Below are 17,299 nucleotides of genomic sequence, written 5' to 3' on the forward strand. Positions count from 1 at the left end.
AGCCCAGCCACCGCCCCCGGACCAGCGGAAAGTGGCGTACCGGCGACGATCCGCCGCCGGCTGGCCACCGTCGAGGCCGGGCTGGACGACCGTTCATGGCTGGCCACGGCGGTGGTCGTGGTCATCGCGGCGGTTCTCCGGTTCGCGAATCTCAGCCATCCGCCGGGCAAGATCTTCGACGAGGTCTACTACGCCCGGGACAGCTGGGGGCTGATCGACAGGGCCGTGGAGTGGAACTACACCAACAACACGCCGTCGTACGTGGTCCACCCGCCGCTGGGCAAGTGGTTGATCGGGTTCGGCGAGTGGGCCTTCGGCTACAGCGACGCCGAGCACGGCATCTCGGTGCCGGGTCACCTGTTCACCACCGCCCCGGAGTTCGGCTGGCGTTTCTCGGCGGCGCTGCTGGGCACCCTGTCGGTGCTGCTCATGGTCCGCATCGGTCGCCGGATGTTCCGTTCCACGGTGCTCGGTTGCGCCGCCGGCCTGCTGCTCGCGGTCGACGGATTCCACCTGGTGCTGTCCCGCACCGCGCTGCTCGACATCTTCCTGCTCTTCTTCGTCCTGGCCGCCTTCGGCGCGCTGGTGCTCGACCGGGACGCGACGCGACGCCGGTGGGCCCGGGCCCTGGAGTCCGGGCTGGATCCGACCGCCCGGGGGCGGGCCGGCCGGCCCCCCGGCGGCTGGCGGAACTGGCCCTGGTGGCGGCTGGCCACCGGGGTGCTGCTCGGCTGCGCCTTCGCAGTGAAGTGGAGCGCGCTGTTCTTCGTACCCGTCTTCGCGCTGCTGATGGTCCTCTGGGACGTCGGCGCCCGGCGCTCGGCCGGCGTACCCCGGCCGTGGCGGGACACCCTGCTCGACGGCGTGCCCTGGATGGTGCTCGCCGGTCTGCTGATGGCGGTCACCTACGTCACGACGTGGTCCGGTTGGCTGTTCAGCCAGGAGGGCTACTACCGGCTCGCCGAGCGGTACCCGGACGCCGGGCTCAGCGACGCACCGATCGTCGGCCCGCTGTGGAACCTGATCCAGTACCACCAGGCCGCGCTCGGCTTCCACGGCCAGCTCGACGAACCGCACAAGTACCAGTCGTGGCCGTGGCAGTGGCTGCTGCTGGGTCGGCCGGTGGCGTTCCACTGGACCGGCGAGGGCCCATGCGGTGCGCCGACCTGCGCCGAGGAGGTGCTGCTGCTGGGCACCCCGCTGCTGTGGTGGTCGTTCCTGCCGGCGCTGGTGGCGCTGGTCTGGCTCGGCCTGGCCCGGCGGGACTGGCGGGCCGGAGCGCTCCTGCTCGCCGTGGCGGCCGGGCTGCTGCCCTGGTTCTGGTTCGCCCTCGACGGCCGGACGATGTTCTCCTTCTACGCCGCGCCCGCGCTGCCGTTCCTGGTGCTCGCCGTGGTCTACGTGCTGGGTGCCATCGCCTCACCGGCGGGACCGAGCGGCAGCCTGGCCGTGACCGGCGCGGACGAGGAGGCGAGCCGCGACCGCCGGCTGGTCGGCGGGGTGATCGCGGGGGCGTACGTGGCGCTTGTCGTCCTCTGCTTCGCGTACTTCTATCCGATCTTCGTGGGCTGGACGCTGCCGTACGACGACTGGTCGGCGCGCATGTGGTTGGGCGGCCGCTGGATCTGACACCAGAAGGGCCCGTACGCCTCGGCGTACGGGCCCTTCGTGGGTAAACAGGACGCGCCCCGATCGCCTGCCACGGGGGAAGCGGGCGATTGGGGCGCGCACCTGCAGCTTAACCACCCACGACCGGGGGCACAACGGGGCGGCGTGGGTCAGATTTCCGACGATCGCTGAATGCGACAAGAATTCGGGGTCGCCGCTGCCGCTGCGTGACGTCTCGCGGACGCTGCGCCTAGCAGGCACCGCCCAGGGCCCTGCTGAACCGATGCGTCATGCCGGTCGGCTTTCCGCGGCATCGCCCGGCGTCGAATTGTCGTCCGGGCGGGACGACCCGCCCGACAGGTAGTCGTGTCGTCGCGGGCGGCGCGGCAACCAGCCGAAGAACCGGTCCTGCAACGACGTCGCTCCGGCGACGTGCAGGTCCTCGGCGGCGGCGGCGAGACAGGCGCCCAGGTAGACGCTGAGCATCGCCCGATCCACGCCGTACTCGGTGAGCAGCTGTTCGCGTCTGGGCGCACAGGGCCAGTCGGCGGCGCAGGTGCCACACGTCCAATCGGGGGTCACCGGAGCGTGCGCGCCCGCCCACCCCGGGGCGGCGTCTCCGTTCGCCGCCGCCGTCGTGACACCCGAGCGATCCGTAACACCCGTCATCGCGCTCCTTTCCGCCTCCACCGGTGGCGGCGGGCATGCCCACCCACCGCCGGGTCGAACATGCCCGTGCGCACCTACAGCGTCCGGGAACGCTGCGCCGTTACGTCGTTGCGGTACGTTGACCAACCATGGCCGCCGCGACCTGCCCCAGGCATCGCCTCAACCTGCTGCGTCCATCGTCGCCGGTCGCTGGTGCCGTCACCACTGACCGAAAGCACGATCCCGGAGCCGCAGGTGCGTGACCTGCTCCCGCCCGCCGTCGCGGTGGCCGTGGCGGGTCCGGACGACTGGTCCGGGCAGTTGCACCCGGCCGAGGCGACCTGCCTCGGGGACCGCGCGGTGGACAGCCGCCGCCGCGACTTCACCGCCGGGCGGGTGTGTGCTCGCCGGGCGATGGCCGCGCTCGGTCTGCCGCAGGTGGCCGTACCGGCCGCCGCCGACCGCTCACCCGTCTGGCCGGCGGGCCTGGTCGGCACCATCACCCACACCCGCGGCTACTGCGCCGCGGCCGTCGCGCGCAGCGACGAGATCCGCGCGGTCGGCATGGACGCCGAGCAGAACCGCGAACTCGGTCCGGGAGTACGCCGACTGATCTGCCTGCCCGAGGAGGACGAGCAGGTCGAACGGCTACCGCCGGGCACCTGCTGGCCCGCGGTGTTCTTCAGCGCGAAGGAAACCGTCTACAAGGTGTGGCATCCGGTCGTCGGCAGCTGGCTGGACTTCCACGACGCACTCGTGCACCTCGATCCCGATGCCGGGACCTTCACCGCGCGGATCTCACCCACCCGGGTCGCCGACGCGGCGACAGCCCGGCCACCCGCGCTGATCAACGGACGCTTCGCGGTCGACGCCGCGCTCGTCCGCACCGCCGCCGTACTCACCCCGCCGTAGGGAGCGGGTGCCACCGACGGACGCCGGCACCGCCCTGGACGCCGAGCCGACGGCCGCACCTCGTGCTGAGGTGCCCACACGGCCTGCCCGACGGTCACCCGGTGGATCTGATCTGGCGGGTGATCGACGCGTCGGTGATCTCGGTGTCCCTGGCCAGCAGGATCGCCTTGCTGAGGATGACCGCGAGCAGGCCGTCGCCCTCGAACGGCAGGAACTGCTGCTCCCCCGCCCGGCCCGCGCCCCGGTCCGGCACGATGCAGAGGTACTCGTCGTTCGGGCTCATCAGGATGTTGCCCGAACCCAGGTGGATCCGGTACGTGCGCAGGTCACCGTCGACCACCAGGAAGCGGCCGTCGATGCGGGCCCGCCGGCCCACCGCCAGCCGGGGCAGCAGCTTGGCCAGCAACTCCCGTCGGGTCTCGGCGGTAGCGGACAACTCCCCGAAGCTGTACGACGACCAGTAGTCCCGGAACCGGCCCTGCGGGCCGCCGTCCGACCAGGTCGGATCGTTGCCGACGCTGGCCACCCCGACGAAGAGGTCGACGTCCCGCATGACCTCGCTGAACACCAGCGGCGGGATCCGGTCCAGCGGCAACGGATCCCCCGGCCGGGCGGCCGTCCACCGTGCTGCCGAGTAGCCGCCACCGGAGGCGTGCGACCAGTTCTGCGCTGCGGCGATCGGGTAGAAACGCACCTGGTCGGTGACCAGCCGCAGATAGGACCCGCTGTCCGTGGTGTCGGTCGTCCAGTCGTCGCCGATCCCCTCCACCCAGTATTCGGCGCGCAGCCCCCACCCGGGTAGCTCCTGGAAGGTCGGCGGGTAGGAGTCGTCGACCATCAACCGCAACCGGTCCGTCCAGCCTCGCGCCGCGGCCAGGGCGTGGAACTGGTGCTGACGCAGGATGTGCCCGGCGAACCGGTTCGAGTACGTGCCGGTGGTCTCCTCGGCCGGCGTGAGCAGGTAGACCTCCCGATGTGCCTGCTTGAACGGCTGGACGATCCGGTGGCGGGTCAACCACTCCCGCCAACCGACCACCTCCGGCACCGGCCGGCCGATCGGGTGCCAGATCCGCACCTCGGCGTCGTCGCCGGCGACCACCGCGGTGTCGTCCACGGTGCGCAGCGCGCCGTCGGCCCAACCGCAGGGTGCCCCGTCGACCAGCCACAGCAACCGGCGGGCCAGCGTGCCGACCAGCGGGTGATCCAGGTAGCGCTGCCGCCACTCGGCCATGGTCCAGGTGCGCTGAGCCAGGAAGAGCCGGTCCAGCCGGGCAACCTGGGCGGTGAGCATGCCGCCGATCTCCTTGGCCAGGGCCTTCAGGTCGGCCAACTCCGCCGCGTGCTCCCGGCGTACCGACGCCGGTGGGCTCTTCACCTGCCGGCCGGCCTCGGTGTACCAGGTCAGCGTGACACCTGTGGACACGATCGACAGCTCGGCCCGGCAACCGCCGAGCGGTACCTCGTGCCGCCCCACCCCGGTCAGGCCGTAGTCCGGGACGGCCAGTTCCTCGATCTCGTCCCGGCTGATGCCGAGGGCGGCGGCACGAGCGTCGAGCGCCTTGTCGATCTCCTTGCGGGTGCCCTTGAAGGTGACCCGGGCCGACAGCCGAGCGAGTTGCGCCAGCGCCGGCCCGCCGTCGAGCCGCCCGAGCACCCCGACCGCCGCGTTGGCCACCTTCGGGCAGGCCGGTCCGACGCCGGGTAGTCGACGCAGCATCGCCTCGACGAGTCCGCCGATCCGGCGTACCTGCTCCGGTGCCGGTCCGGTCCGCTCGACCAACCAGAGCAGGCCGCGCAGCAGGTCGGCGTTCACCGAGCTCGGCGGTGCGTGCGGGACGCGGGAGGCGCTGGCCAACCACCTGTCGATGAGCTGCCCAGCCTCGTGCGGGTCCACCTCGGCGAGCAGCCGGGTCGCCTCGGTCGACCAGCCGGCGCTCGGGCGGGGCATGGTGGCGGTGCTGGCGTGGCCGACCAACTGCCGCCACGCCGGGTCCAGGGTGGGCAGCTCGGTGAGGATCTGCCGGGCCCAGGGGTCGTCCGGGTCGAGCCGTGGCCCGGCCACCTCGGCGATGAACTGCCGCAACCGCTGGCTCTCGTCGGACCGGTCGACGAGCGCCTCCATCAGGTCGGCCGGAATCGGGCCGGTGGCGGCCAGGCCACGGGCCACCGTCTCCAGCGCGGTCGGTGACAACGCGTACGGCTCGTCGACGGCGAACGCGGCGAGCTCCTGGAGCTGCTCCGGTGCCAGCTCGGTGGGCAGCCGGCGGGACAGCTGGCCGATCAGGTCGCGCGGCGGCCAGGCGTGGACCCGGTCCTGCCGCACGAGGGCGGACATGGCCAGCACGAGACGCGTCACGTCCGGACGGGACAGTGCGCGCAGTGCGGCGCGTACCTCGGGGTTGTCGCGGCAGAGCCGGGCATGCGTGTGCAGGTGCCCCGCCAGCTTGTCCAGGTCGTTCGCGGCAACCAGCTCGCGTGCCCGGTCGGCGTACCAGACGGGTTCGGTGGTGGTGGTCATCAGCCGCCGACCAGCGGGACGAGCTTGAGGAAGGTGACCTCGGTGTCGCGACGCAGATCGACCTCGTCGTCCAGCTCCTCGACCTGGCGGTCGCCGACCAGCACCACGAAACCGTTGCTGCGGAACGCCTGCTCGGCGAGGGCGATCTGCCGCTGCGGGTCGACCCGACGCCGGGGCCGTTCGCCCGGGTCACCGTTGAGTGCCCGCTCGGTCGAGGTCGGCTGCACCAGCGCCCGGCGCGGCTGCGGGCTGGCCGCGTTGTGCTCGGCGACCTCCTGGTGGATCCGCCGGCGGATCAGCTCACGAAGCGTCAACCGCTCCTCGAAGATCTGCAAGGCCCACGCGGGGGTCCGGGCCCCCGCGGTGCTCTCGTCCACAAAGGTCACCGTCGCCATGTCGCGTGAGTCTAGGTAGGTCCTCCGACAGTCCGGCCCGACGCGGTCGCGGACGGGCTACTCCAGGGCGAAGGTGGCCGACGCGCGGGCGGCCGTGTCCGGCACCGCCTCCAGGTAGAGCAGGCCGTCGCGGTGACGGACGTACTGGCCGGGGAAGTTGACCGACTCCAGGGAGACCTTCGTCGGGTCGGCGAGCCCGGCGCGGCGGGTGAAGGTGGCGTCCTGCCGGAAGAGGTTGGAGCCGTCGTTGCGTTCCACCCAGATCTGGTGGTTGCGGTGCCGCAGGAAGTAGCCGGGGTAGTTCGTCGACTCCAGCGAGATCGCCGCGGAGTTCGACAGGCCGGCGACGATCCGGAACTGCGAGTCGGCCAGGTTCGTCACGTTCGGCTCCAGCCGGACCCGGAACTCCCAGTGCCGCAGGTAGCGATCGGGCAGGTCGTGGGCGCGCAGCCGGACCGGGGTCAGGCCGTCCGGCACCGGTACGCCGAAGTTCGGGGTGCCGTCGGCGTTCCAGTAGACCCGCTGGATCCGGGTCCGCCGGTTCGGGTCGTTGAGCGGGTCGTAGCCGTTGCCGAGGTACCGATCGTAGTTGCGGGAGTGGTAGACGATCACGTCGCTGCCGTCCTCGGCGACGGTGAACGAGTTGTGCCCCGGGCCGTACTGGCCGGTCCGGCTGTCGCTGGCCAGCACCGGTGTGCTGCGCTTGCTCCAGGACGCCGGGTTCAGCAGGTCGCTGTTCGCCGAGGCGGTGAGCAGCCCGACGGCGTAACTGGCGTCGGTGGCGCTCGCCGAGTAGGTCATGAAGACCCGGCCGTTGCGGATCAGCACCGCCGGCCCCTCGTTCACCCGGTAACCCCGGGTTTCCCAGGCGTACGTCGGGGTGGCGATCAGGGTCGGGGTGCCCGCGTACGTCCAGGGGTTGACGGCCCGGGCGAGGTAGATGTTCGAGTTGTTGCCGGCGTACTCCGCCCAGGCCAGGTAGCGCTGGCCGTGGTGCACGAAGGTGGTGGGGTCGAGGGAGAAGCTGTTGCGCGCCGGCTGGAGTTGGCCACGCTCCGTCCACGGGCCGTCCAGCGGGTTCGCGGCGCCGCTCTCCAGCACGTACGGCCGGATGGCCCAGATGTCGTCGGTGCGGCCGGCGGCGAAGTAGACGTACCACCGGCCGTCGATGAAGTGGATCTCCGGGGCCCAGATGTGCGCGCCCATCTCGCCGCTGCCGTGCCGGCGCCAGATCACCCGCTCGGCCGCGGTGGCGAGCCCCTGGAGCGTGGTGGCGCGGCGCAGCACGATCCGGTCGTACTCGGGCACCGTGGCGGTGAAGTAGTAGTAGCCGTCGGTGTGCCGGTAGATGTGCGGGTCGGCGCGCTGCTCGGCCAACGGGTTGGTGAACGTGACGGCGGCGGCCCGCGCCGGAGCGGCCGGCCCCACCAGGGAGCTGATCGCCGCCATCACCAGGGCGGTCACCGCTGCCCAGCTGCGGTACATAAGCTTCCGACGCGCCATCGCCTTCGCCCTCCCACCCACCCACCGCGAGCCGGTCATCCGTGACGGGCACGGTCCCCGTCCGACCGTGCCCGCCGTGCCCGCTACCCCATTGATAGCGTTAACATTCATGGACGTCAAGGAAATGACATCTATCCGAATCTCGGCCGTAACGCGCAGGCCGCAGCAACACGGCCGTCCCGCAGCCAGGCCTTGCTGATCGCCCACGCAGGACGGACGTGAGGTGGGATGCTGTTCAAAAGGGGTGAAACTGCTCGAAGGGTGGCCCGGCCATCGACTCGGTCACCCCACATCCGGTCAGTCCGTACCGCCTGCGGCGCCGGCATTGCCGGTCAAACGATCAAGGCGGATTCCCGATCATCCGAGAACCCGCCTTTGAACTGCTGATACTGGTGGAGCTGAGGGGATTTGAACCCCTGACCCCCTCGATGCGAACGAGGTGCGCTACCGGTCTGCGCCACAGCCCCTCCGCCGGACAACCGGCGTCGGTCCCACCCGGCTGTCACCGGGCGGGCCGGCGACAAGGCTAACAGGTCGAGCGCTGCCGCCGCGAACCACCCCGCCCACCCGCGTCTCGCACGATCGCGCAGTTTCCCCGATAGTGCGGCCTTCGGCCGGCCCGAGCCAGCGCTTTCCCCGAATCTGTCGCCTCGCCCGTCGAGGGGCGTGAGCGCGGGGCGGGGTCAGGCGCTGTTTGAGCCGGGGCCGGCCTCGTAGGGGCGGCCACGCAGGCCGCCGGCACGGCGGTAGGAGACCGAGCCGCCGTTGGCCGCCTGCGGCAGGTCGGCCGGGCGGTCCAGGCCCATCGCACTGCGCCGGACGGACTCCCGCTGGGCTGCCAGGCGGCGCTGCGCCTCCCGGCGGGCCGCCGCCCGGCGCGCCTGCTCCCGGCGTACCTCTGCCTGACGGGCGGCCAGCCACGCGGCCTCGCGGGCCAGGGCCCGGCGGCGACGGCGGTCGGCCACCGCGCGGGCGCGCAGGTGTACGACGTACACGATCAGCAGGGTGGCGGTCACCGCGAAGCTGATCCAGAAGCCGGGGCCCACGACCAGCACGCCGACCAGCTCGACGGCGTTGAGCAGCACCAGCGCGGCCAGAACCCGGCGACGGCGGTAGATGGCGGGGGTGTGGTGGTGCCGGCGGTCGGGGCGACGGCGGGGACGGTTCCCGCCCGCCGGCACGGCGCGCAGCCGGCTGGGCCTTGCGGAACGTCGCGGCAGCGCCCGTCCGGCGGCCCCACCGCGCGCTGCCGCATCGCCGGAGGAGACAGCATCTGGCGCACCGGCGGCACGCGAGCGCGGTACCCTGCCGGGTGCCTCGCCTGAGCGAGGCGGGGCGGGAACCGCACGCCGCAGGGCCGGCGGACCGGAGACCGGAGTGGCGAGTTCCCCCGAGTCGGGATCCTCGCTGAGGGTGATGACCAGGGCGCGGGACGGGTTGACCGGCCGCCGTCCCGGGACAGTGCGGCGACGTCGGGGGCGCTGGAGCACCCGCGCCGTCGACTGCGCCCGCTCCGCCACCAGCCGCTCGGCGGCGTCGTACCGGCGGACCAGCGCCGGCGCGAGGGCGAGCAGCCCGGCGGCGGCGAGGACGGCGAGGAGCACCGAGGTCGGCACCCTCACCCCTCCCGTCACCAGATTCGGAGCAAACGCGAGCCGGCCGCAGGATCTTCCACCGATCGGCGTCGGCGACGTGAATCGTGCGGAGCGGGCAGCGCCTGCCGCAGCTTGCAGTTACCTGAGGTTACGGGTCACCGTCGCGGGAACCGCCGCGCCGCGCCGATCCCGCACGTGGGACGGCTCACGGGGTACGGGCGCGCAGCCGGTGCCAGCGGGCCAGCAGGCCACCCTCGGCGGCGATCTCCTCGCTGGTCATCGCGTAGCCGATGTGGTCGCGCCAGGCACCGTCGATGTGCATGTAGCGCGCGTGGTACGCCTCCTCGCGGAAGCCCAGCTTCTCCACCACCCGACGGGACGGCCGGTTCTCCGGGCGGATGTTGACCTCGATCCGGTGCAGACCGCCGGGGCCGAAGGCGTGGTCGACGGCCAGGGCCAGTGCGGTGGGGATGACACCTCGGCCGGCCACCCGCCGGTCCACCCAGTAGCCGACATATCCGGAGCAGAAGGCCCGGCGCACGATGTTGCCCACGTTGATGTGGCCGACCAGCCGCTCCACACCGTCGGAGTGCAGGCAGACCGCGAACGGCATCCCCTCGCCGGTGCGGGCCGAGCGTCGCTGGTCACGGTAGACCCAGCGGAACGTCGCCGGGGAGTTCAGGTCGTCCCAGTCACCGGGTAGCGACGACTCCCAGGGGGCCAGCCACTCCCGGTTGGCGCGGCGCACCTGCGACCAGGCCGCCGCGTCCGACCGCCGGTACGGCCGCAGGAGTACCGGGCCGTCGGAGAGCACCGCCGGCCAGCCAGGCGCCCGTCGGAACACCGAACCTCCACTCCCGAGCGTCACCGGTGGGTCACCGGCGGCGGTCCAGCAGCAACACGTCGACGGTGGAGCCGGCGGCGGCGGCGGTCACCCGCTCGCCGAGAACGAGAAGTCCGTTCGCCTCTGCCAGGCCGGAGAGCGTGAACGGGCCGCCGTTGAGCGGCTGGACAGTGTAACCCCCGCCACGCCGCTCGGCGACGTGCGCGGGCCGGAACTCGCGCAGCCCGGCCGGCGAGGCGACGGTCTCCAACAGGTGCGCCCGTACGCTGGGCCGGAACACCGGCTCCGCGCCGGCCAGCAGATTGATCGCGGGCCGGGCCAGCACCTCGAAGCCGATCATCGCGGCCCCCGGGTCGCCGGGCAGACACACCACCGGCACCTCCTCGGCACCGACCGTGCCGAAGCCGAGGGCGGTGCCCGGGTAGAGCGCCACATCCGTGAAGGTGACCGGACCCGCGCGGCTGCCCTCTCGACGGGACAGGATCCGGCGGACCATGTCGCCCGGCCCGGTGCCGGTGCCGCCGGTCGTGATGATCAGATCGGCCCGCAGGGTCTGGTCCTCCAGCAGCCCGCGCAGCCCTTCCGGATCGTCGTCGCAGATGCCCACCCGGTAGGCCAACGCCCCCACCTCCGCCGCCGCGGCGGTCAGGGCGTGCGAGTTGGCGTCCACCACCTGACCCGGCTGGCTGCCCCGCCCCACGTCGACGAGTTCGTCGCCGGTGGCCACGATCACCACCCGGGGGCTCGGACGCACCACCACATGTCCGATGCCGGTCGCGGCGAGCACCGCCACCAGCGCCGGCGAGACGTAGGTGCCGGATCGGGCGAGCAGTGCACCGCCGGTCACCTCCTCGCCCGTCCGACGGACCCCGTACCCCCTTTTCGGGACCCGGAAGATCTCCACCGCCGCCATGCCCTGGTCGGTCCACTCCACCGGCACGACCACGTCGGCACCGATCGGCAGTGGTGCGCCGGCCGCCACCGAGAAACACGACCCCGGCGTGAGTCGGACCGGCCGCCAGCTTGCCGCACCGAGATCACCGACGACGTTGAGCCGTACGGTGCGACCGCCCGGCCGACCCGACTGGACCGGGACGTATCCCACGCCCCGGCCCCCACCGGCGATGTCCTCCCAGCGCGCGGCGTACCCGTCCACAGCGGCCTGGTCGAAGGCCGGGAAGGAGTGCGGGGCGACGACGTCCTCGGCGAGGACGTTGCCGTACGCCTGGGTGAGGTCGAGGTCGAGCGGAGGCAGCGCGCGCAACCTGCGCAGCACGCTGCCCAGGTAGTCGGCGAGCGGCGTCAACCCGTTTTCGGCCGCCTCGGCGTCGGCCGTCGCGGTCATGTATTCGGACCGCCCGACGCGTCGGAGTTGACGAACTCGGCCAGCCACTTGCGGAACTCGCTACCGAGGTCCTCGCGGTCGGCCGCGATCTGGACCACTGTCTGCAGGTAGCCCAGCGGCATGCCGGTGTCGTAGCGGGTGCCGCGGTAGACGATCGCGTGCACCGGTGTGCCCTCGGTACGCAGGATCTCCATCGCGTCGGTCAGCTGGATCTCCCCGCCGCTGCCGGGCTCCGTCCGGCGGATGGCGTCGAAGATCTTGCCGGGCAGCACGTACCGGCCCAGCACGGCGAGGTTGCTCGGCGCGTCCTCCGGCTTCGGCTTCTCCACCATGCCGGTCACCTTCACGACCTCGCCGATGTCGGCCAGCTCGGACTCGGCCGGCTCGACGGAGGCGATCCCGTACCGCTTCGTCTCCGCCGGGTCGACCTCGAAGAAGGCGAGCACCACCCCGCCCGTACGCGCCTGGAGTTCCAGCATCGCGGGCAGCAGCGGCTCACTGAGGTTGACGAACTCGTCGCCGAGCAGCACCGCGAAGGGCTCGTCGCCGACGTGCGACTCGGCGTACCCGACGGCGTGCCCGAGACCCAACTGCTCCGGCTGCCGACAGGTGTAGATGGATGCCAGTTCCTCGGTCCGCTTGACGGCGGCGAGCAGGTCGGGCTTTTCCGCGAGCCGTTCCTCCAGGTCAGGACGACGGTCGAAATGGTCCACCATCGACGTCTTGCCCCGGCCGGTGATCAGCAGCACGTCGCCGATGCCGGCGTGGGCGGCTTCCTCGACGATGTACTGCAATACCGGTCGGTCGACCACCGGCAACAGTTCCTTGGGAACGGCCTTGGTGGCCGGCAGGAACCGGGTGGCCAGTCCGGCGGCCGGGATGACGGCCTTGACGGCACGGGGACGGCCGGTGGCGGCGGTCGCTGAGGGGTTCGCTGAGTGCTCCGACATGTCGCGAGACTATCGGCCATGGCCCTGACTCGGCGGGTGAGGACCGGAAGACGCGCCGCCCGCCGGACCGGTTCTGCCGGTTGCCGGTGGTGCCCCGGTCAGGTCGGCGGACCGTCGGTGGCCGGCCCGCCAGGACCGGCCTCGGCCCACCCGACGGGTCGTCACCGACAGGTCCGGGCCTGGACCGACGCTGGTGCCGGCAGGTCAGGACCCGGCGGACCGACGCTGGTGGCAGGTCAGGGCCTGGCCGACGGGTCGCCGGTGGTGATCGGCGCGTCGGGTCCGGCCCTGGGCAGTCCGTCGGCGGGGCTGCGGGCGACCGGCGGCACCGGTACCTCACGGGTCGGCGACGGCTCCCGGGCCGGCGCCAGGCGCCAGGTGTCCCGGCTGGCGGTCTTCGCCGCGTACAACGCCTCGTCCGCCGCCGCCAGCACCTGCGGGCCGGTGTCGGCGTGGTCGGGAAAGACGGCGATGCCGACGGAGACGGTCACCGGGATCAACTCGCGGACACCGGCGTGCCCCACCACCGTCACCGGGGCGTCGCGAACGGCCGCACCGAGCCGCTCGGCGACGATCGTCGCGCCACGGGCGTCGGTCTCCGGTAGCAGCACCACGAACTCCTCGCCACCCCGCCGGAAGGCCAGGTCCACCTCGCGGATCTCGCCGCGTACCCGCCGGGCGAACTCGGCCAGCACGGTGTCCCCGGCGGCGTGCCCGTAGGTGTCGTTGACCCGCTTGAAACGGTCCAGGTCGAGGGCGAGGACGCTGACCATGCGGCCGAACCGGCTGGCCCGTTCCACCTCCCGGCGCAGCGACTCGCGCAGGTACCGGTAATTCCACAGCCCGGTCAGCGGATCGGTGAGCGACAGTCGTTGCGCCTCCTCGTGTACGCGCACGTTGTCCACGGCGACCGCCGCGTGCCGGGCGAAGGTGCGCAGGGTGGCCAGGTCGTCGTCGTCGAACTCGTCACCGCCGAGGCGGTCGTAGAGCGCCAGCACGCCCAACACCACCTCCGCCGGTCGCCCCGGGACGGCAGCCGCCGAGGCGTCGCCGCCGGTCGGGTCGGGCGCGGCGAACGGCACCGCGATGTACGTCCGGCAGCGCGGCTCGTCCGGGTCGATGCTCGCCGCCTCGGCCCGACCCCGACGGGGCTGACCGGTCGCCGCGACCGCGCCGACCACCCCGCTGCCCAGCGGCACCCGCAGTGGCGCGGTGCCGGGCCCGCGCTCGTCGAGCCCTTCGCAGCACCGGGCGACGAGTTGCTCACCCTGCTCGGTGAGGAGTACCGCTCCCGCGCGGGCCCCGGTCGCGGCGAGCGCGCTGTGCAGGATCACCCGCAGGATCCGGGGCAGGTCGTGGGTACTGGCCAGGGTGTCACCGAGCACCGCGAGGTGTCCGCGCAACTGGTCCCGGCTGCTGGTCAGCGCCGCCAGGTAACCGCCCGTCTCGCGGGTCATCCGATTGAAGGCGACGGCCAGCTGGCCGATCTCGTCGCGGCTGTGTACCGGCACTCGGGCGGTGAGATCGCCGGTGGCGACCCGGTCCGCCGCACCAGCCAGTTCCACGAGTGGCCGGGTGGTGACCCGGGCCAGCCGCCAGGCGGCTGCCACGCCCAGCAGGGCGGCCATCAGCACCACGGCGACCAGCACCGCGTGCAGCCCCGGTGGCTGGTCGCTTGGTACCGAGAGCACCAGGGGCAGCGGCTGGCCGACGGTCGGGCCGGCGCGGCGTACGTAGCGACCGTCGGTGGTGCCGGCGACGTGCTCGTCGCGCAGCGAGGCCGCGGCGGCGAGCACCGCGTCCCGACCGTTGCCGGATTCGGTGGTGTGGGCCACCTGAACCGGCGCGGCCCCGTCGAGCAGGGTCACCGCCACCCCGGTCACGGCGGCGAGCCGCGCGACGAAGGCCGGGTCGACCGGCTGGGCGGCGGCCACCGTACCCAGCGCCGAGCCGGCGGCGTCGCGTAGCTGCACCCGCGCCACCAGGGCGTTGACCGCTCCGCCGGGCGCAGCCTGCGCGGTGCAGTCCCGCCAGGGCGCCGGGGGCGGGTCCGGCGTGGCGTAGCCGACCCGACCGGTCACGTCGGTGACGAGCACCGCGGTGGCCAGGCCCCGGCTGACCACCTGCGCGGCCGCCGCGGCGTGGTCAGCGGTGACGGCGACCGCGTCGGCCGCGGCGCGTAGCTGCTGGCAGAGGGCGTCGACCGAGGTACGTACGGCCGTGGCGGCCACCGCCAGCCGTTCGGTGGCACGACTGCGGTCGACCGCCGCTACGGTGGACGCGACGAAGACGGCACCGAGCAGGACCGGGCCGAACGCCACCGCCAGGAAGGCTGCGGTCAACCGCCCGCGTAGCGTCAACGCTTCCCCTTCCCCCCGGAAGTTGCGCGACCGTTGCCTGCGATGCTGACACAGAGCAACGGGTAGGCAAGCGTTGCGTGAGGAGTGTTGCGTGCCGGAATTTGCGGAAGGAGCGGAAGTGGCGCATGACGCGAAGCGGGCCACCCGGATCGAGTTGCTCGCGCGGCGCCGCGCCCGCACCGAAGCTGAGCGCGCTGCCGCCGCAGCCCGCCTGCAGGCCGAACTGGCGCCCCTGGTCAACCGGCTGCGGCCGGGTCGGATAGCCGCGTACGCCCCGGTCGGTGGCGAGCCGGGCGGGTCGGAGCTGCCGACGGTGCTCGCCGAGGTGCTGCCCGCCGGGGCGGATCTGTTGCTGCCGGTGCTGCGCGACGACCTCGACCTGGACTGGGCCGCCTGGGACGGACCGAAGGCGATCATCGCCGCCGGGCGGGGCATCCGCGAGCCGACCGGCCCCCGGCTGGGGGTCACCGCCGTGGCCACCGCCGACCTGGTGGTGGTGCCCGCGCTGGCGGTGGACCGACGTGGGATCCGCCTGGGTCGCGGCGGCGGGTCGTACGACCGCGCCCTGGCGCGGGTGCCGGCGACCGTCCTCACGGTGGTGCCGCTGTACGACGGTGAGCTGCTTTCCGAGTTGCCGGCCGAACCACACGACCTGCCGGTACGGGCGGTGGTCACGCCGACCGACGGCCTGCTGACCCTCGCGGGTGTCGTGCCCCACACTTCCGCTGGACGAACCGGGGGGCGATGACGCACCATTGGCACTCGAATACGTCGAGTGCCAATCGGCCGTGCCAGATCCGGAGGGGAACGTGCCCACGTACCAGTACGCCTGCACCGCGTGCGGTCACCAGCTCGAGGCGGTGCAGTCCTTCTCTGACGAGCCGCTGACCGACTGCCCGGCGTGCGAGGGACGACTGCGCAAGCTGTTCAACTCGGTCGGCATCGTCTTCAAGGGCTCGGGCTTCTACCGCACCGACTCCCGCTCCTCCGGCTCGGACACCACGTCGAACGGTTCCGGCGGCAAGTCGGAGTCCTCGTCGTCCGGCTCCAAGTCCGCTGACTCCGCGAGCTCCTCGTCGAACGGCTCTGCCTCGTCCGGCGCCGGCTCGTCCGGCTCCGGCAGCGGGTCGTCCGGGGGTTCGTCGGGAGGATCCTCCGGCGGAGCGAGCAAGGCGACGGCCACCGCCAGTTCTTCCTGACCGATCGGCGTGCCCTGGCCGCGGGGCTGCCCGGCAGGGACATCCCCGGGCCACCCGCTGCCGGGCAGCACGCCGGCTGTCCGGCAGGCCAGGCGCGGCAGAGCGTCAGCCTGCCGGGGCGGCGACTCCCGGCCTCAGTCCCAGTGTGGCGGACGCTCGGCGAGCAGCCAGTCGTCGTTGCCGCCGGCCCGCTCGCCCCACCCGTGATCGGTGTCGTCCGCGGTCTGCTCCGGCAGCACCACGAAGTCGTCGGTCAACTCGACCGCGCGATCGTCCTCACCCCGCCAATCGCTCACGAGCGACAACACTAACGCAGCTGCGGCATCGCTCCGGTGCCCGAGCAACTTCGGGGATGGTGCTGCCTCGCGCGCGCGAGACCCGGCACTATCCCCGAAGTTGTCCGGATCAACCGCCACGGGCGCGGCCTGGCGGTGCGGCGATGAGGTGGTTGGTAGCGTCGGACGGCGTGACGATGCCCCGACCCGGTCAGGATCCAGACGACCCGTGGCGCCGGCCCGACTCCGGCGACGGGTCCTCCTCCGGCCCTCCGGCGGAGCACGTCCCGGCACCGGTCGACGCCAGTCAGCCCCCGCCGCCGGGCCCGTCCGGATCCGGCCCGCTTTCCACCGTTGCCTCGGGCGGGCCGGGCGGCTACAGCGGGCCGCCACCCACCACCGCTCCGCCGCCCGGTTGGCGCCCCCCGGTGCACCTGCGGGCAGCGCCGCCCCGCCAGCTGCCGGCTCAGGACATGGCCAGCCTGGACGCGCAGGAGCAGCGGGCACAGCGGGTCACCTGGGCCGTCGGCGCGGTCGCCGGAGCCGTGCTGGTGGTGCTGACCTGTCTGCTCTGCACCCGGCTGCTGTTCTGAGCAGGCACCCAGGCGTGACGGCGGGCGTACCAGCTCGGGACGGCTGTGGCGGCCTACTCGTAGGTGTTGCCCCAGACCATCTCGGCACCCGAGTGGCCGCTGAGCCAGACGTAGACGAGGGCCGCGACGCCCAGCCCCAGCACCACGACCGACAGCACCGCCGGCACCCAGCCGGGCAGCTTCGGCGCCCGAGGATGGCCGCTCGTGGCGACGAGCAGCAGGATGACCGCCAGGCCGAGTCCAAGCGTGACGAGGAACAGCACGTCGCCGTGCGCCGCGTGCTCGTTGATCTTGTCGAGGATCTCGCCGGAGAAGCCCCGCTCGATCTGCCGGGCCTGCAGCGCCTCACCGGACTCCGTGGCGACCCAAGCGGTGATCGGCGCGACCACCGCCAGGACCGCCACCGCCCAGTCCAGTCGGGCGCGGAACCGGGGCAGCACGATGTACGCGAGGGCGAGCAGCACCAGCAGCGGCACCAACACGACTACGGCGTGTACGACCAGTACGTGCAGGGGCAGGCCCAGCGCCTTCTCGAACATCGGCACCTCCGAGAG

At 72.8% G+C, this 17,299-nt stretch carries 16 protein-coding genes and 1 tRNA gene; 5 read left to right on the top strand and 12 right to left on the bottom strand.

The features are described 5' to 3' along the window. Positions 1-48 precede the first annotated feature (48 nt). On the top strand, positions 49-1,629 hold the full coding sequence (locus O3597_RS21630) for a phospholipid carrier-dependent glycosyltransferase (protein ID WP_281604607.1): 1,581 nt from the start codon (positions 49-51) through the stop codon (positions 1,627-1,629). 267 nt (positions 1,630-1,896) lie between these two features. On the opposite strand, the gene O3597_RS21635 is transcribed toward O3597_RS21630, so the two are convergent. Then, positions 1,897-2,277, bottom strand: a complete 381-nt coding sequence (locus tag O3597_RS21635; RefSeq protein WP_208020853.1) for a hypothetical protein — start codon at positions 2,275-2,277, stop codon at positions 1,897-1,899. A gap of 234 nt (positions 2,278-2,511) precedes the next feature. Between O3597_RS21635 and O3597_RS21640 the strand changes: the two genes are divergently transcribed. Next, positions 2,512-3,168, top strand: coding sequence for a 4'-phosphopantetheinyl transferase superfamily protein (locus O3597_RS21640; protein ID WP_164446201.1), 657 nt, complete (start codon positions 2,512-2,514; stop codon positions 3,166-3,168). Positions 3,169-3,262: 94 nt separating this feature from the next. Here O3597_RS21640 and O3597_RS21645 read toward each other — a convergent pair whose 3' ends face one another. The 9 genes from O3597_RS21645 to O3597_RS21685 form a co-directional block, all read right to left on the bottom strand. Continuing rightward, positions 3,263-5,686 carry a DUF4132 domain-containing protein gene (locus tag O3597_RS21645; protein ID WP_281602225.1) on the bottom strand — a complete coding sequence of 808 codons (2,424 nt, stop codon included), beginning with the start codon at positions 5,684-5,686 and terminating at the stop codon, positions 3,263-3,265. Further along, positions 5,686-6,081 (bottom strand): hypothetical protein, encoded by a 396-nt coding sequence (locus tag O3597_RS21650; RefSeq protein ID WP_281602226.1) that lies wholly within the window; start codon positions 6,079-6,081, stop codon positions 5,686-5,688. Before O3597_RS21650 ends, O3597_RS21645 begins: the two co-directional genes overlap by 1 nt. A gap of 57 nt (positions 6,082-6,138) precedes the next feature. Then, positions 6,139-7,584, bottom strand: a complete 1,446-nt coding sequence (locus tag O3597_RS21655) for a family 43 glycosylhydrolase (RefSeq protein WP_281602227.1) — start codon at positions 7,582-7,584, stop codon at positions 6,139-6,141. A 390-nt stretch (positions 7,585-7,974) separates the two neighbouring features. Further along, positions 7,975-8,051, bottom strand: a tRNA-Ala gene (locus O3597_RS21660). Positions 8,052-8,267: 216 nt separating this feature from the next. Continuing rightward, positions 8,268-9,200 (bottom strand): hypothetical protein, encoded by a 933-nt coding sequence (locus O3597_RS21665; RefSeq protein WP_281602228.1) that lies wholly within the window; start codon positions 9,198-9,200, stop codon positions 8,268-8,270. A gap of 184 nt (positions 9,201-9,384) precedes the next feature. Then, a complete protein-coding gene (locus O3597_RS21670) occupies positions 9,385-9,993 on the bottom strand; it encodes a GNAT family protein (protein WP_216592750.1) in 609 nt (202 codons plus the stop codon). Positions 9,994-10,054: 61 nt separating this feature from the next. After that, complete coding sequence (gene glp, locus O3597_RS21675; RefSeq protein WP_164446207.1) at positions 10,055-11,368, bottom strand: gephyrin-like molybdotransferase Glp; 1,314 nt, start codon at positions 11,366-11,368, stop codon at positions 10,055-10,057. After that, entirely contained in the window at positions 11,365-12,318 is a 954-nt protein-coding gene (locus O3597_RS21680) for a UTP--glucose-1-phosphate uridylyltransferase (RefSeq protein ID WP_281602229.1), read from the bottom strand. Before O3597_RS21680 ends, glp begins: the two co-directional genes overlap by 4 nt. A gap of 236 nt (positions 12,319-12,554) precedes the next feature. Next, entirely contained in the window at positions 12,555-14,678 is a 2,124-nt protein-coding gene (locus tag O3597_RS21685) for a diguanylate cyclase (protein WP_281602230.1), read from the bottom strand. Positions 14,679-14,769: 91 nt separating this feature from the next. Between O3597_RS21685 and O3597_RS21690 the strand changes: the two genes are divergently transcribed. After that, complete coding sequence (locus O3597_RS21690) at positions 14,770-15,426, top strand: 5-formyltetrahydrofolate cyclo-ligase (RefSeq protein ID WP_281602231.1); 657 nt, start codon at positions 14,770-14,772, stop codon at positions 15,424-15,426. 61 nt (positions 15,427-15,487) lie between these two features. Then, positions 15,488-15,877, top strand: a complete 390-nt coding sequence (locus tag O3597_RS21695) for an FmdB family zinc ribbon protein (RefSeq protein ID WP_164446210.1) — start codon at positions 15,488-15,490, stop codon at positions 15,875-15,877. Positions 15,878-16,011: 134 nt separating this feature from the next. On the opposite strand, the gene O3597_RS21700 is transcribed toward O3597_RS21695, so the two are convergent. Further along, complete coding sequence (locus O3597_RS21700; protein WP_164446010.1) at positions 16,012-16,173, bottom strand: hypothetical protein; 162 nt, start codon at positions 16,171-16,173, stop codon at positions 16,012-16,014. 176 nt (positions 16,174-16,349) lie between these two features. Between O3597_RS21700 and O3597_RS21705 the strand changes: the two genes are divergently transcribed. After that, on the top strand, positions 16,350-16,745 hold the full coding sequence (locus tag O3597_RS21705; protein ID WP_281604608.1) for a hypothetical protein: 396 nt from the start codon (positions 16,350-16,352) through the stop codon (positions 16,743-16,745). A 53-nt stretch (positions 16,746-16,798) separates the two neighbouring features. Here the strand turns inward: O3597_RS21705 and O3597_RS21710 are convergent, their stop codons facing one another. Continuing rightward, positions 16,799-17,284 carry a DUF2231 domain-containing protein gene (locus O3597_RS21710; RefSeq protein ID WP_164446211.1) on the bottom strand — a complete coding sequence of 162 codons (486 nt, stop codon included), beginning with the start codon at positions 17,282-17,284 and terminating at the stop codon, positions 16,799-16,801. Positions 17,285-17,299: the final 15 nt, after the last annotated feature.

The organism is Verrucosispora sp. WMMA2044 (assembly GCF_027497155.1).
GTDB classification, from domain to species: domain Bacteria; phylum Actinomycetota; class Actinomycetes; order Mycobacteriales; family Micromonosporaceae; genus Micromonospora; species Micromonospora palythoicola.